This is a genomic window from Kitasatospora sp. NPDC048545, from assembly GCF_040651155.1.
In the GTDB taxonomy this organism is placed as follows: domain Bacteria; phylum Actinomycetota; class Actinomycetes; order Streptomycetales; family Streptomycetaceae; genus Kitasatospora.
Genome location: NZ_JBEZIQ010000021.1, coordinates 73,419 through 88,780, shown reverse-complemented (window position 1 = coordinate 88,780; position 15,362 = coordinate 73,419). Strand labels below are relative to the sequence as shown.

General features: G+C 73.0%; 13 protein-coding genes. 12 read left to right on the top strand and 1 reads right to left on the bottom strand.

The window, feature by feature from the left end; all coding sequences use genetic code 11:
• The first annotated feature begins 7 nt into the window (after window positions 1-7).
• Entirely contained in the window at window positions 8-2,122 is a 2,115-nt protein-coding gene (locus AB0D10_RS21135) for an ATP-dependent DNA helicase (protein ID WP_360258399.1), read from the top strand.
• A gap of 145 nt (window positions 2,123-2,267) precedes the next feature.
• On the opposite strand, the gene lexA is transcribed toward AB0D10_RS21135, so the two are convergent.
• The gene (gene lexA, locus AB0D10_RS21130) at window positions 2,268-2,963 is read right to left on the bottom strand and encodes a transcriptional repressor LexA (protein ID WP_188299320.1); all 696 of its coding nucleotides are present in this window, start codon (window positions 2,961-2,963) and stop codon (window positions 2,268-2,270) included.
• A 527-nt stretch (window positions 2,964-3,490) separates the two neighbouring features.
• On the opposite strand from lexA, the gene nrdR reads away from it, so the two are divergent.
• The 11 genes from nrdR (at window position 3,491) to AB0D10_RS21075 (ending at window position 15,185) form a co-directional block, all read left to right on the top strand.
• Window positions 3,491-3,991 carry a transcriptional regulator NrdR gene (gene nrdR, locus AB0D10_RS21125; RefSeq protein WP_350523372.1) on the top strand — a complete coding sequence of 167 codons (501 nt, stop codon included), beginning with the start codon at window positions 3,491-3,493 and terminating at the stop codon, window positions 3,989-3,991.
• A 209-nt stretch (window positions 3,992-4,200) separates the two neighbouring features.
• Complete coding sequence (locus tag AB0D10_RS21120) at window positions 4,201-7,089, top strand: vitamin B12-dependent ribonucleotide reductase (protein WP_360258397.1); 2,889 nt, start codon at window positions 4,201-4,203, stop codon at window positions 7,087-7,089.
• Between the two features lie 204 nt (window positions 7,090-7,293).
• Entirely contained in the window at window positions 7,294-8,058 is a 765-nt protein-coding gene (locus AB0D10_RS21115) for an NAD(P)H-binding protein (RefSeq protein ID WP_360258395.1), read from the top strand.
• Window positions 8,059-8,116: 58 nt separating this feature from the next.
• Entirely contained in the window at window positions 8,117-8,353 is a 237-nt protein-coding gene (locus AB0D10_RS21110) for an RNA polymerase subunit sigma-70 (protein WP_360258393.1), read from the top strand.
• A gap of 3 nt (window positions 8,354-8,356) precedes the next feature.
• Window positions 8,357-8,923 carry a Clp protease N-terminal domain-containing protein gene (locus AB0D10_RS21105; protein WP_360258391.1) on the top strand — a complete coding sequence of 189 codons (567 nt, stop codon included), beginning with the start codon at window positions 8,357-8,359 and terminating at the stop codon, window positions 8,921-8,923.
• Between the two features lie 289 nt (window positions 8,924-9,212).
• The gene (locus tag AB0D10_RS21100) at window positions 9,213-10,994 is read left to right on the top strand and encodes an ATP-binding protein (protein WP_360258388.1); all 1,782 of its coding nucleotides are present in this window, start codon (window positions 9,213-9,215) and stop codon (window positions 10,992-10,994) included.
• On the top strand, window positions 10,994-11,458 hold the full coding sequence (locus AB0D10_RS21095; RefSeq protein WP_360258385.1) for a roadblock/LC7 domain-containing protein: 465 nt from the start codon (window positions 10,994-10,996) through the stop codon (window positions 11,456-11,458). Before AB0D10_RS21100 ends, AB0D10_RS21095 begins: the two co-directional genes overlap by 1 nt.
• Entirely contained in the window at window positions 11,455-11,823 is a 369-nt protein-coding gene (locus AB0D10_RS21090; RefSeq protein ID WP_360258383.1) for a DUF742 domain-containing protein, read from the top strand. The genes AB0D10_RS21095 and AB0D10_RS21090 overlap by 4 nt, the downstream gene beginning before the upstream one ends.
• 28 nt (window positions 11,824-11,851) lie before the next feature.
• Window positions 11,852-12,556 carry an ATP/GTP-binding protein gene (locus AB0D10_RS21085; protein ID WP_360258496.1) on the top strand — a complete coding sequence of 235 codons (705 nt, stop codon included), beginning with the start codon at window positions 11,852-11,854 and terminating at the stop codon, window positions 12,554-12,556.
• A complete protein-coding gene (locus tag AB0D10_RS21080; RefSeq protein WP_360258380.1) occupies window positions 12,553-13,797 on the top strand; it encodes a cytochrome P450 in 1,245 nt (414 codons plus the stop codon). Before AB0D10_RS21085 ends, AB0D10_RS21080 begins: the two co-directional genes overlap by 4 nt.
• A gap of 173 nt (window positions 13,798-13,970) precedes the next feature.
• Window positions 13,971-15,185, top strand: a complete 1,215-nt coding sequence (locus AB0D10_RS21075; RefSeq protein ID WP_360258378.1) for a cytochrome P450 — start codon at window positions 13,971-13,973, stop codon at window positions 15,183-15,185.
• Window positions 15,186-15,362: the final 177 nt, after the last annotated feature.

Below are 15,362 nucleotides of genomic sequence, written 5' to 3'. Positions count from 1 at the left end.
GAGTGTCATGACGAACGACTCCGAATCCCAGCTCGCGGCGGACCACGGCGAAGACGCCGACGAGCCCGTCGCCGTCCCGCGCTCGCGGATCCCCGACCTGCTGCACGCCGCGGTGGCGGCCGTCGGCGGCGTCGAGCGCCCCGGCCAGGTCCGGATGGCCGAGGCCGTCGCCGACGCCGTCGACAACGGCGAGCACCTGCTCGTCCAGGCCGGCACCGGCACCGGGAAGTCCCTCGCCTACCTGGTGCCCGCGCTCGCCCACGGGGACCGCGTGGTGATCGCCACCGCCACCCTGGCGCTGCAGCGTCAGCTGGTGGAGCGGGACCTGCCGCGCACCGTCGAGGCGCTGCACCCGGCGCTGCGCCGCCGCCCGCTGTTCGCGATGCTCAAGGGCCGCTCCAACTACCTGTGCCTGCACCGGGCCAACGAGGGCACTCCGAGCGAGGAGGGCGAAGGCCTGTTCGACCCGGTGGACGCGCTCGGCGGGCCCACCGGCAAGCTCGGGCAGGACGTCCTGCGCCTGCGCGACTGGGCCGAGGAGACCGACACCGGGGATCGCGACGACCTCAGCCCCGGCGTCTCCGACAAGGCCTGGGCCCAGCTGGCGGTCACCTCCAAGGAATGCCTGGGCGCCACCCGCTGCGCGTACGGGCAGGAGTGCTTCGCCGAGAAGGCACGGGAACGGGCCAAGCTGGCGGACGTCGTGGTCACCAACCACGCGATGCTCGCGATCGACGCGATCGAGGGCGCGCCGGTGCTGCCCGAGCACGGTCTGCTGATCGTCGACGAGGCCCACGAGCTGGTCAACCGGGTCACCGGCGCGGCCACCGCCGAGCTGACCGTCGGTGCGGTCAACCGGGCCGTGAAGCGGGCCGCCCGGCTCGCCAACGAGAAGGCCGTGGACGCCCTGCAGGCCGCCGCCGAGAACTACCACGGCCTGATGGAGACCGCCCAGCCCGGCCGGGTCGAGGAACTGCCCGAGTACCTGGCGTACGCGGTCACCGCGATCCGGGACGCCTCCCGCCAGGTGATCACCTCGCTGGGGGAGACCAGGGACAAGGGGCTCAGCGACGAGGACGCCGTCCGCAAGCAGGCCATGGCCTCGGCCGAGACGCTGCACGAGACCGCCGAGCGGCTGCTGGAGGACTCCGAGTACGACGTGGTCTGGATCGAGCGCAGCGACCGCTACGGGCTGGGCACCGCCTCGCTGCGGGTCGCCCCGCTGAGCGTCTCCGGACTGCTGCGCGAGGGGCTGTACAAGGAGCGCTCGGTCGTCCTCACCTCGGCCACGCTCAAGCTCGGCGGGGACTTCAAGGGCGTCGCCGCCTCCGTCGGCCTGCCCCCCGAGACGCGGCTGCCGGACGTCCGCACGGACGGGGACAACCCCGAGCCCGGCCCCGGGTTCGGCGAGGACGCGGTGCCGCACTGGCGCGGGATCGACGTCGGCTCCCCGTTCAAGTACCCCAAGCAGGGCATCCTGTACGTCGCCAAGCACCTGGCCGACCCCGGGCGCGACCCGGAACGGCCGGACATGCTCGACGAGTTGGCCGAACTGATCGGCGCGGCCGGCGGGCGGACCCTGGGGCTGTTCTCCTCGATGCGCGGCGCCCAGGCCGCCGCCGAGGCGATGCGCGAGCGGCTGGACCAGCGGATCCTGCTCCAGGGGGAGGACACCCTGGGCGAGCTGATCCGGGACTTCGCCGCGGACGCGTCCACCTGCCTGTTCGGCACGCTCTCGCTCTGGCAGGGTGTGGACGTTCCCGGATCGTCTTGCCAGCTGGTCGTGATGGACCGGATCCCGTTCCCGCGGCCGGACGACCCGCTGATGAGCGCCCGCCAGAAGGACGTCGAACAGCGCGGCGGCAACGGCTTCATGGCGGTCGCTGCGACGCACGCGGCGCTGCTGATGGCGCAGGGCGCGGGCCGGCTGGTGCGCGCGGCGGACGACCGGGGCGTGGTGGCGGTGCTCGACCCGCGGGTGGAGACCAAGCGGTACGGGGGCTTCTTCCGCTCCTCGATGCCCGAGTTCTGGTACACCACGGACCGCAACCAGGTGCGCCGCTCGCTGGCGGCGATCGACGCCTCGGCGGCGCCCGTGCGGCCGGTGGAGAAGCGCGGCTGAGTCCCGCCCCGGGCACAGGGCCCGACGGAACGACGGAGGGGCTCCCCGCGTGAGCGGCGGAGCCCCTCCCCGGTGTCCGCGACCCGCGCGGGTCGCTGCGCGCCGCCCCGCGGGGGAGGCCGGGCGCCCGGAGTTCGTCGGGCGCCTAGAGGCGGCGCAGGACCGCGACGACCTTGCCCAGGATGGTCGCGTTGTCGCCGTTGATCGGCTCGTACGCCGGGTTGTGCGGCATCAGCCAGATCCGGCCGTCCTCGCGCTTGAGCCGCTTGACGGTGGCCTCGCCGTCGATCATCGCGGCCACGATGTCGCCGTTCTCGGCGACCGGCTGGCGGCGCACGGTGACCCAGTCGCCGTCGCAGATGGCCGCCTCGATCATCGAGTCACCGCGCACGGTGAGCGCGAACAGCTCGCCCTCGCCGACCAGCTGGCGGGGCAGCGGGAAGACGTCCTCGACCGTCTGCTCGGCCAGGATCGGCCCGCCGGCCGCGATCCGGCCCACCAGCGGCACGTAGGAGGTGGACGGCCGGCCGGCCGTCTCGGCGGTGTTGGGGCGGGCCACCTCGACGCCGCGGACCTCGTAGGCGCGCGGACGGTGCGGGTCCCGGCGCAGGAAGCCCTTGCGCTCCAGGGCCATCAGCTGGTGGGCCACCGAGGAGGTGCTGGACAGGCCGACGGCCTGGCCGATCTCGCGCATGGACGGCGGGTAGCCCCGGCGCTGGACGGAATCCCGGATGACCTCGATCACCCGGCGCTGGCGCTCGGTGAGGCCGGCCTCGTCGGTCCGGATGCCGGGGGGGCGGCCGGGCATCGCACGGGCGGGCGACGGGTGGGTGTCGTCCATGGCGGGCGAGTGTTCGATCGGCTGGTCCGGCACGCGGTTCGAGCCGGAAAGGGCCGTGCCGGAGAGTCGGTGGTCTTCGCTGCGGTCCATGCTGATGTCCACACTCTGCTGATTCGTGGTGCGCTGCCCCACCTTGAACTGGGAGTGTTCCTGCACCGGGATGGTGTTGCTTTCGATCGTGTTCACGGCGGCCCCTCTCGACGGCTGTCCTCTCCCTTTTCCAGCCCAACGCACCTCGTATCGAAAGGTTGCGCCAAACACACGTTCGAGTGAATTATTCGGGAGTTGGCTGACTCGATCAAGGCTTTGTTGTACATCGAGTAAATGTTCGACCAGAAGTCGACTCCGGCAGTCTAATCGGCGTCGACACGCCAGGGGCGGTGCTTGCCCCGGAGGCCTAGATGTAGTGGCTAGAGTCCTCTCCGTGCCCAGTACTAGTGGTCACCCGCATGATCAGCTTGCCGAGGGCGGGGGCACATCGCTTAGACTCGACCGGTCCGCACGATCTGCCAGGGAGGGATCCCGAGGTGCACTGCCCGTTCTGCCGGCACTCCGACAGCCGCGTTGTCGACAGCCGGACCACCGAAGACGGCAGCTGCATCCGCCGCCGCCGGCAGTGCCCCGACTGCGGCCGCCGCTTCACCACGGTGGAGACGGCCGCACTGATGGTCATCAAGCGCAGCGGCGTCACCGAGCCGTTCTCCCGGCAGAAGGTCATCACCGGCGTCCGCAAGGCCTGCCAGGGGCGACCGGTCACCGAGGACGCGCTGGCCCAGCTCGGCCAGCGGGTCGAGGAGTGCGTGCGCGCCAGCGGCAGCGCCGAGCTGACCACCCACGACGTGGGCCTGGCCATACTCGGCCCGCTCAAGGAACTCGACGTGGTCGCGTACCTGCGCTTCGCCAGCGTGTACCAGGCGTACGACGGACTGGAAGACTTCGAGGCCGCCATCGCGGAACTCCGCGCGGAACGGCCCCGCACCCCGGAGACGGACGACGCCCGCGTGTCCGTCTCCGCCGCCGCGCCCTAGGAGGCGCCGGCGCACTGGCCCCCAGGCGGGCCCAGCCGCACCACAACGGCCCCACGGGGCCCCGGCGTGCCCGGAAACGGGGCGCAGAACACTACAAACCGTGCGATCACAGGCAGGGTCTCCGCCTGCCCGCACACCGGAAGAACGAACCAGCGGTGCCCGGACTTTTCGGGGCACCCCGGGCGTTTGCCCAGGAGGAGGAGCGAGAAGTGACAGACACCACGAGCGGTTCCGCACGCGGGTCGAAGTCCGAGAAGGCCGCGGCCAAGGGCGCGAAGGCCTCGAAGGGCGGTCTCCGGACGGAGCGCATCTACACCACTCCTGGCGTGCACCCGTACGACGAGGTCCGGTGGGAGCGGCGCGACGTCGTCATGACCAACTGGCGTGACGGCTCGATCAACTTCGAGCAGCGCGGCGTCGAGTTCCCCGACTTCTGGTCGGTCAACGCCGTCAACATCGTCACGTCGAAGTACTTCCGCGGCGCCGTCGGCACCCCGCAGCGCGAGTGGAGCCTCAAGCAGATCATCGACCGCGTGGTGCTCACCTACCGCGCCGCGGGCGAGAAGCACGGCTACTTCGCCACCAAGGACGACGCCGAGGTCTTCGAGCACGAGCTGACGTACGCCCTCCTCCACCAGGTGTTCAGCTTCAACTCGCCGGTCTGGTTCAACGTCGGCACCAAGCAGCCCCAGCAGGTCAGCGCCTGCTTCATCCTGTCCGTCGACGACTCCATGGAGTCGATCCTCGACTGGTACAAGGAAGAGGGCATGATCTTCAAGGGCGGCTCCGGCGCCGGCCTCAACCTCTCCCGGATCCGCTCCTCCAAGGAACTCCTGTCCTCCGGCGGCAACGCCTCCGGCCCGGTCTCCTTCATGCGCGGCGCCGACGCCTCGGCCGGCACCATCAAGTCCGGCGGCGCCACCCGCCGCGCGGCCAAGATGGTCGTGCTCGACGTCGACCACCCGGACGTCGAGGCCTTCATCGAGACCAAGGTGAAGGAGGAGGAGAAGATCCGCGCCCTGCGCGACGCGGGCTTCGACATGGACCTCGGCGGGGACGACATCACCTCCGTCCAGTACCAGAACGCCAACAACTCGGTCCGCGTCTCCGACGAATTCATGACCGCCGTCGAGAACGGCACCGAATTCGGCCTGCGCGCCCGGATGACCGGCGAGGTCATCGAGACCGTGGACGCGAAGAAGCTGTTCCGCAAGATGGCCGAGGCCGCCTGGGCCTGCGCCGACCCCGGCATCCAGTACGACTCCACCATCAACCGCTGGCACACCTGCCCGGAGTCCGGCCGGATCAACGCCTCCAACCCCTGCTCCGAGTACATGCACCTGGACAACTCCAGCTGCAACCTCGCCTCGCTCAACCTGATGAAGTTCCTGCGCGACGACGACTCCTTCGACGCGGCGACCTTCGCCAAGGTCGTCGAACTCGTCATCACCGCGATGGACATCTCCATCTGCTTCGCCGACTTCCCGACCGAGAAGATCGGTGAGACCACCCGCGCCTTCCGCCAGCTCGGCATCGGCTACGCCAACCTCGGCGCCCTGCTGATGGCCACCGGCCACGCCTACGACAGCGAGGGCGGCCGCGCCCTGGCCGGCGCCATCACCTCGCTGATGACCGGCACCGCCTACCGCCGCGGTGCCGAACTCGCCGGCGTGGTCGGCCCGTACGACGGCTACGCCCGCAACGCGGTCGCGCACCAGCAGGTCATGAAGCAGCACGCGGACGCCTCGCTCGACGCCGTCTCGGTGGACGAACTGGACGCCCCGGTCTGGCTGCAGGCCAACCGCACCTGGCAGGACGTCGTGCGCATCGGCGCGCAGAACGGCTTCCGCAACGCCCAGGCCTCGGTGCTCGCCCCGACCGGCACCATCGGCCTGATGATGGACTGCGACACCACCGGCGTCGAGCCCGACCTGGCCCTGGTCAAGTTCAAGAAGCTCGTCGGCGGCGGCTCGATGCAGATCGTCAACGGCACCGTCCCGCGCGCCCTCAAGCGCCTCGGCTACCAGGACGAGCAGACCGAGGCGATCGTCGCCCACATCTCCGAGCACGGCAACGTGGTGGACGCGCCGGGCCTCAAGTCCGAGCACTACGAGGTGTTCGACTGCGCGATGGGCGAGCGCGTCATCTCGGCCATGGGCCACGTGCGGATGATGGCCGCGATCCAGCCGTGGATCTCCGGTGCCATCTCCAAGACCGTGAACATGCCCGAGTCCGCGACCGTCGAGGAGATCGAGGAGATCTACTTCGAGGCGTGGAAGATGGGCGTCAAGGCGCTCGCCATCTACCGCGACAACTGCAAGGTCGGCCAGCCGCTCTCGGCCAAGAAGAAGGACTCCGAGGTCGGGACCGAGCAGGCCGAGGCCCCCGCCGCCGCGGTCGAGAAGGTCGTCGAGTACCGTCCGGTCCGCAAGCGCCTGCCCAAGGGCCGTCCGGGCATCACCACCTCCTTCACGGTCGGTGGCGCCGAGGGCTACATGACCGCCAACTCCTACCCGGACGACGGCCTGGGCGAGGTCTTCCTGAAGATGTCCAAGCAGGGCTCGACCCTCGCGGGCATGATGGACGCCTTCTCGATCGCCGTCTCGGTCGGCCTGCAGTACGGCGTGCCGCTGGAGACCTACGTCTCGAAGTTCACCAACATGCGCTTCGAGCCCGCCGGTCTGACCGACGACCCGGACGTGCGGATGGCGCAGTCGATCGTCGACTACATCTTCCGCCGCCTCGCACTGGACTTCCTGCCGTTCGAGACCCGCTCGGCGCTCGGCATCCACTCCGTCGAGGAGCGCCAGCGCCACCTGGAGACGGGCTCCTACGAGCCGCTGGAGGCCGAGGAACTCGACACCGAGTCGCTCGCCCAGTCCGCCCCGGTGACCGCGAAGCCGGCCCCGGCCCCGGCCCCGGTCGTCGAGGCGCCCAAGCCGGCGCCGAAGCAGGCCCACAACTCCACGGAGCTGATGGAGATCCAGCTCGGCCTCAACGCCGACGCGCCGCTCTGCTTCTCCTGCGGCACCAAGATGCGCCGCGCCGGCAGCTGCTACCTCTGCGAGGGCTGCGGCTCGACCAGCGGCTGCAGCTGAGCACCGGCCGGACCGTCGGCCGCGGCCGGCGGCGCTGAGCCCGGCCGGGTGAGCCACCGCTGAGGCGGGGCGAGGACTTCACGTCCTCGCCCCGCCTCTTCCGCATTTCCGGCCTCCTCCCCGTCCCCGGAACCGCCGATGTCACGGATCGGGGCCGTGATCGGTCCGTAGGGAGTGAAGGCGTCCGACGGAAGGAGTGGTGTGGTGAACGGGACGGTGCTGGTGACCGGGGCGACGGGGACGTTGGGGCGGGAGGTGGTGCGGCTGCTGGTGGCGCGCGGGGTGGCGGTGCGGGGGTTGAGCCGGCGGGCGCGGGGCGGGGGTGACGGGGTCGAGTGGGTGGTCGGCGACCTGGTGAGCGGGGCCGGGATCGCGGAGGCCGTGGCCGGGGTCGAGGTGGTGGTGGACTGCGCGACCACGCAGCGGAAGGCGGACGTGACGGGGGTCCGGACGCTGGTGGCGCGGGCGCGGGAGGCGGGGGTCCGGCACCTGGTGTACGTGTCGATCGTGGGGATCGACCGGGTGCCGATCGCGTACTACCGGACGAAGCTCGCCTGTGAGCGGGTGGTGCGGGAGTCGGGGCTGGGGTGGACGGTGCTGCGGGCGACGCAGTTCCACGACCTGCTGCTGAAGTTCTTCGACGTCTCGGTGAAGCTGCCGCTGTTCCCGGTGCTCGGCGGGGTGCGGTTCCAGCCGGTGGACGTGCGGGAGGTGGCGGCGGCGGTCGTCGGGCTGGTGGAGGAGCCCGTCGGGTTCGCGCCGGAGGTGGGCGGGCCGCGGGTGCGGTCGTACCGGGAGCTGGCCGGGGCGTACCTGCGGGCGGCGGGCAAGCGGCGGGTGCTGCTGCCGGTGCGGATGCCGGGGGCCGGTGGCCGGGGGTTGCGCGCGGGCGGGAACCTGGCGCCGGAGCGGGCGGTGGGCCGGGGGACCTTCGAAGAGGCGTTGGAGCGGCGGTTCGGCGGCCGCTGAGGTCGACATCCGTCAACCGGGGTTGACATCCGCGCGAGTGTCAACCAAGGTTGACAGCATGAGCGAGAGCGGAGAACTCGCAGCCGCTGCGAGCAGTCGTGACCCCGCCGTGGGGCTCCGGGCGGTCCGCGCCCTGCGCGATCTGGCGGACCGCCTGGAGGCCCTGCAGGTGGGCAGCGCCCGGTCGCAGGGCTGGTCCTGGCAGGACATCGCGGTCTGCCTCGGGGTGACCCGGCAGGCGGTGCACAAGAAGTACGCGAAGCGCGGGACCCATGGCGACCAGGACGGAGGCTGAGTAATGTTCGAGCGTTTCACCGAACGGGCCCGGCAGGTGGTGACCGGAGCGCAGCAGGAGGCGCGGGAGCTGCGGCACGGCCGCGTCGGGACGGAGCACCTGCTGCTGGCGGCCCTCGGCGTGCCGGACGACCCGGCGGCCGCCGTCCTGGTCGAGGCGGGCCTGGACCAGGAGGCCGCACGGCGGGCGGTGCGCCGACTGGTCGGGCCCGGGGACGACACCGCCGCCCTGGCCTCGATCGGGGTCGACCTGGGCGCGGTGCGGGAAGCGGTCGAGGCCGTGTTCGGGGAGGGCGCCCTGGACGCCCGGCCCGCGGAGGAGCCGAAGCGCCGGGGCTGGTTCCGCTCCGGCGGCGCCTTCGGCGGGCACCTCCCGTTCGACGCCCGGGCGAAGAAGGTCCTGGAGCTGTCGCTGCGGGAGTCGCTGCGGCTGAAGTCGGGGGAGATCGCGGTCGGGCACCTGTTGCTGGGCGTGCTCCGCGAGGGGGAGGGGGTGGCGGTGCGGGTCGTGGTCGACCACGGGCTGGACCCGGCGGCCGTCCGGCGGGCGGTCGAGCGGGCGCTGGGCTGACCCCCCCCCGGCCGGGTGCCGGTTGTGAAGCGAGCCACTCGGTCGTGCGGCGGTTGCGTCGCCAATCGGTGTACGGGACGTGGATGGAGGAGACTGCCCGTCAACTGGCCACTTGAGGCCAATGTCTGAATCGATATGATCGGCCGAAAGCGTGAACCGATCAGCCGCCCGGAGACGTTTCATGACGTCCCGGGCGGTCTGGTATGCGCCCGACCAGCTGTCGGCGGTCGCGATCGTCGCAGACCCGCCGCTGTGCCGCCGCCCGCCGACGTTGCCGAGGACCGCACCGATGAGAGAAGCCACCAGCCCCGACGGCCGGCCGCCCCGACGGCCCGCACCACGCACCGTCGCCCTGACGGCGGCCGCCGTCCTGCTGGCGCTGGTCGCCGCACCGGTCGGCGTCACCCGGGCCCTGGGCGCGCACCAGCCGCTCACCGCCCTCGCCGTGGGCGCCGTCGCCGTCCTGTGGATGATCGCCGTCGGCCTCGCGGCGACCGGCGCGGAGCGCTCCCGACGGCTCGCCGAGGACGTGGAGGAGCAGCACCGGGAGGCGATGACGGCGCTGGTCGTCGCGGGCTCCGCCCGGCAGGCCGAGACGGCGGCCAGGGGGCGTGCCACCGCCGCCGAGGCCGAGCGGGACGCCGCGCGCGCCGAGCGGGCCCGCGCGGAGGAGGAGTCCGCCGCCGCGCGGGCCGAGCTGGACCTGGTGCGGGCCGAACTGGACGCCGAGCGGGCCGGGGTCGAGGCGGAGCGGCTGCGGGCCGAGGCCGAGCGCGCCGAGCTGGACCGGATCACCGAGGATGTGCTGCCCGAGGTGGTGAGGAAGCTGCGCGGGGGCGCGGCCGTGGACAGTGCGCTGGCCGCTCACCGCAAGCACCCCCAGTACGCGCTGCTGCGTGCGGTCGGTGAGGAGATCGGCCGGGGCGAGCGGCTGCGGGCCGCGGCGCTCGCGGTCTGCGCGACCGCCGCCGGGCGGGTCCAGGCACTGGCCACGAGCATGCACGCCGAGCTGCGCGAGATGCAGCACCGGCACGACGAGGAGGTTCTCGGCGACCTGCTGAGCCTGGACCACTCGACCGCCCAGGCGGGCCGGATGGCGGACAGCATCGCGGTGCTCACCGGTGCCCGCTCGGGCCGCCGCTGGGCCAAGCCGATCGCGGTGGAGTCGGTGCTGCGCGGCGCGCTCGGCCGGATCGGCGCCTACCAGCGGGTGCGGCTGCACAACGCCAGCACCGCGGCGGTCGCCGGGTACGCCGCCGAAGGTGTCATGCACGCGCTGGCCGAGCTGCTGGACAACGCCACCAACTTCTCCGCCCCGCCGGCCGAGGTGCACGTCTACGTCGAGGAGGTGCCCGCCGGACTGGTGGTCACCGTCGAGGACAGCGGGCTCGGCCTGGGCGAGAGCTGGCTGCGCCGGGCCGAACGGGCCGTCTCCGCCGAACCGCTGGACCTCACCACGCTGTCCGCCGGTACCCGGCTGGGGCTCGCGGTGGTCGGCGTCCTGGCGCGCAAGCACGGGCTGCAGATCTCCTTCCGGCCGTCGGCGCGCGGCGGTACGGGGGTGGTGATGCTGATCCCCCAGCAGCTGGTCTCGCACGCGGCCCCGGTGCCCGCCCCGGCGTCCGTCCCGACGCAGGCGCCGGCCGTCGAGTCCGTGCGCCCCGCGCTCACGCCCGCCCGCCCGGCCCCCGCCCGCCCGGCCCCCGCCCGCCCGGCCTCGGCCCGTCCGGCCCCCGCGCCGCTGCCGCCGGCGCCCGCCGCGCCGACCGCGCTCACCGCCCCGGTCGCGCCGACGGCCGTCACCGCCGCCCCCCTGCCGCCCTCGCCCGCCCGGATGACCGACAGCGGCCTTCCGCAGCGTCGGCGCGGGCAGACGCTGACCACCGCCCCGGCGACGGACCGGGCCGCGAAGCCCGTCCGCACCGACACGGTGAGCGCGGCCGCCCGGTTCGGTGCGTTCCGCCGGGCCGCCGCCCGTCCGGCGGAGGACGAGCAGCACTCCACCGGCACGCCGTCCGCGGCCCCCGACACCACACCCGACGCTTCCCCCGCCACCGAGAAGGACACCTGATGAGCAGCGCCCCCGATCGCGACCTCGACTGGCTGTTGGAGAACCTGCTGGCGGCCACCCCCGGCACCCGGCACGCCCTGGTTCTCTCCGCCGACGGCCTCAAGCTCTGCCACACCGACGGGCTGAGCACCGACCAGGCCGACCAGCTGGCGGCGATCGCCTCCGGTCTGCAGAGCCTGGCGCACGGCGCCTCGATCGAGTTCGGCGACGGCAGCGGCGGCGTCCGGCAGTCGATGACCGAGTTCCACGGCGGCATCCTGTGCATCGTGGCGGCCGGTGAGGGCGCCCACCTCGCGGTGGTCACCGACGACGAAGCGGACGTCGGCGTGGTCGGCCACAACATGCACGGCCTGATCGAGCAGATCGGCGCCCACCTCAGTGCCCCGGCCCGGGACCCGGAGGGCGGCACGCCGGACGGGGCCGTGGACGGGAGCGCCGCCACAGCGGAGGGCGCGGGGATATGACGGACGGGCCGGTGCTGCCGGGCCGTGACGACGACCCGGACCGCCTCTACACCATCACCAAGGGCCGCAGCCGCGCCCCGGAGAACGCCTTCGACCTGGTCACCCTGATCGTCGCCGAACGGCAGCCGACGGCCGGGATGCAGTCGGAGCACGCCCGGATCCTGCGGATGTGCGAGGCCCCGACCGCCGTCGTGGAGGTGGCGGCGGAGCTGGCGCTGCCCATCTCGGTGGTGAAGATCCTGCTCGGCGATCTGCTGGAGTCCGGGGCGGTCACCGCCCGCCACCCCCGGTTCGCGCCCAACAAGGCCCGGCTGCCCGACCTCGACACGCTGAAGCAGGTGCTGCACGGCCTCCAACGGCTCTGACGTCCGGCCCGCCGCCGAGCGCACCCCGCTGCGGGCGACCGCCGACAACGCGCTGAAGATCGTCGTGGTCGGCGGCTTCGGCGTGGGCAAGACCACCCTGGTCGGCTCGGTCAGCGAGATCCGTCCGCTGAACACCGAGGAGGTGATGACCCGGGCGGGGGAGGGCATCGACCCGGCCGGGTCCTGGGGCAAGCGCTCCACGACGGTCGCCTTCGACTTCGGCCGGATCACCCTCTCCGAGCGCCAGGTGCTGTACCTGTTCGGCGCGCCCGGGCAGGAGCGCTTCTGGTTCCTCTGGGACCGCCTGTTCAGCGGCGCCCTGGGCGCGGTCGTCCTGGTGGACACCCGGCGGCTGGAGGAGTCCTGGTACGCGATCGACCGGCTGGAGCACCACGGCACCCCGTTCATCGTGGCCCGCAACAATTTCGGCGAGCCGACCCACAGCCTGGAGCAGGTCCGCGAGGCACTGGACCTGTCGGCCGAGGTGCCGCTGGTGGACTGCGACGCGCGCGACCGCGAGTCCGGCAAGCGGGTGCTGATCGGGCTGGTCCACCACCTGGCGGCCCTGGCCGGGGCCGACGAGGCCGACCTCGCCGGCTCCGGCCCGGCCGGAGCCCATGGTGCCGACCCGGCCGGAGCCCACGGGGTCCACCCGGCCGATCCGACCGGCTCCGGCCAGGCTGCCGCCCCGGCAGCGGCCCCCACCGCGATGTACGAGGAGAGCACCCCGTGACCGAGCCCGCCGTCACCCCGCCCCCGGGCTGCCCGGCACACGCCGGCGCCACTCCGCTGTACGGGCCGCGCTTCCAGACCGACCCGGCCCAGCTCTACCGCGAGCTGCGGGCCGCGCACGGCCCGGTCGCCCCGGTCGAGCTGGCCGGCGGCGTCCCGGCCTGGCTGGTCATCGGCTACCGCGAGCTGCAGCTGGTGACCGGTCAGCCGCAGCTGTTCGGCCGTGACTCCAGCCGTTGGCACGCCTGGGAGTCGCTGCCCGCCGACTGGCCGCTGAAGCCGATGATGGCGCCCGCCCCCTCGATCCTGTACGCCGAGGGCGAGGAGCACGTCCGGCGCTCCCGCGCGGTCACCGACGCGCTGGCCGGGATCGACCCGTACGAGCTGCGCAAGTACTCCGAGGAGATCGCCGACCGGCTGATCGACGACTTCGCCGGCCGCGGCGAGGCGGACCTGGTCGCCGAGTACGCGCACCGGATGCCGCTGCTGGTGCTGTGCCGGGTGCTCGGCCTGGACGAGGAGCAGGCGCCGCAGCTGACCGCCGCGCTGCTGTCGATGCTGGACGGCGGCCCGGACGCCCCGGCCGGCGCCCAGCGGCTGCTGGAGATGATGCTCGCCATGGTCGAGGAGAAGGCCGAGCACCCGGGCGCCGACGTGGCCTCGCGGATGCTGGAGCACGAGGCCGGGCTGACCCACGACGAGGTGATGCGCGACCTGCGGGTGCTGCTGATCGCCGGCCACCAGCCTTCCTCGTACTGGATCTCCAACGCGCTGCGGCTGATGCTCACCGACGAGCGGTTCGCCGCCTCGCTGGCGGGCGGGCGGCGAAGCATCAGCCAGGCGCTCAACGAGGCGCTCTGGGAGGACACTCCGACGCAGATCTTCGCCGGGCGCTGGGCGATCCGGGACACCCAGCTGGGCGGCCAGCGGATCGGCGCGGGCGACATGGTGCTGCTGGGCTTCGCCGGGGCGAACGCGGACCCGTCGGTCCGGCAGGCCGACGGCCGCCCGGCCGAGGGCAACCGGGCGCACATGAGCTACTCGTACGGCGAGCACGGCTGCCCGTTCCCGGCCCAGGAGGCGGCCGAGGTGATCGCGACCACCGCGATCGAGGTGCTGCTGGACCGGCTGCCGGACCTGCGGCTGGCGGCGGCCGAGCACGCGCTGGTGTGGCGGCCGTCGGCCTGGGTGCGCGGGCTGGTGGCGTTGCCGGTCGCGTTCACCCCGGGCCACCAGGCCTGATCCGTCGGTACCCGCGCCCTCGAGGTCCGGTGGTTCCCGGGCCCGTCGGTGTCCGCGCCGCCGGTTCCCGGTGGTTCCCGGGCCCGTCGGTGTCCGCGCCGCCGGGGTCGGGTGCCGTCCGGGCCCGCCGCTGCCCGTATCCGTTGATTCCCGTCGTCCGAAAGAGAGTTGCGATGACCGCCGCCCCGGCCCCGATCGTCCTCGACCCGCTGGCCCGCGACAACGCGGCCGAGGGCGCCCTGCTGCGGGCCGCCGGCCCGGTGGTGCCGGTCGTGCTGCCCGGCGGTGTGGCCGCCTGGGCGGTGACCCGGCACGCGGAGGCGCGTGAGCTGCTGACGGACGCCCGGCTGGTGAAGGACGCCGCGCACTGGGGGGCCTACCAGCGCGGCGAGGTGCCGAAGACCTGGCCGCTGATCGGCCTGGCGGTGCCCGGCCCGAGCATGGTGACCACGGACGGCGCGGAACACCGCCGACTGCGGGTGCTGGTCGCGCAGGCCTTCACGCCGCGCCGGGTGGAGCTGATGCGTCCGCGCGTCGAGGAGATCACCCGCGGGCTTCTGGACGCGCTGGCGGCGGGGGAGCCGGAGGTCGACCTGAAGACGGCCTTCGCCTTCCCGCTGCCGATGACGGTGATCTGCTCGCTGCTGGGCGTCCCGGAGTCGGACCACGGTGTGCTGCGCGACCTGTACGAGCGGTTCTTCGGCGCCAAGCCGAACCCGGAGGGCATCCAGGCGACCATCGCGGGGTTGAACGCCTTCGTCAACGAGCTGGTGGCGCAGCGCCGTTCGGCTCCCGGTGAGGACCTGGCGAGCGTGCTGCTGGCGGCGGACACCGAGGGCGGGGCGTTGACCGACGCGGAGGCGGCGGCCACCCTGCGGGTGATCATCGCGGCCGGCCATGAGACGACGGTGAACCTGATCTGCAACGCGGTGCGGGCGCTGCTGGCGCACCCGGACCAGCTGGAGCTGGTGCGCTCGGGGCGGGTGTCCTGGGATGCGGTGGTGGAGGAGTCGCTCCGCTGGACGCCTCCGACCAGCAACTTCCTGTTCCGCTTCACCGCTGCGGACGTCCCGGTCGGGGACGTGGTGATCCCGGCCGGTGAGCCGGTGCTGGTCTCGTACAACGCGATCGGCCGTGATCCGCTGCAGCACGGGGTGACGGCGGAGCTGTTCGACATCACCAGGGACCCGTCCCGTCACCTGTCCTTCGGGCACGGTCCGCACGTCTGCCCGGGTTCGCCGCTGGCGCGGCTGGAGGCGGGGATCGCGCTGCCGGCGTTGTTCGAGCGGTTCCCCGAGCTGTCGGCGGCGGTGCCGGACGCCGAGCTGCGGCCGAGCGGGTCGCTGGTGGTCAACAGCCTGCAGGAGCTGCCGATCCGACTTTTCTGACGTAGCGTCATGGCGAGGGCCCCGTACGGGTTTCCGGGCGGGTCTTCGACTTCTGGCGTTTCCGGTCCGAATCGTGCCTGGTCGCGGGTCACGGTCGGGACACCGGCTTGTGAAGGTCGAACGTGGACCTTGGCGGAGGGCGGCTGCTGCGTTAACGTCTTCGATCAGTTCGGCCGC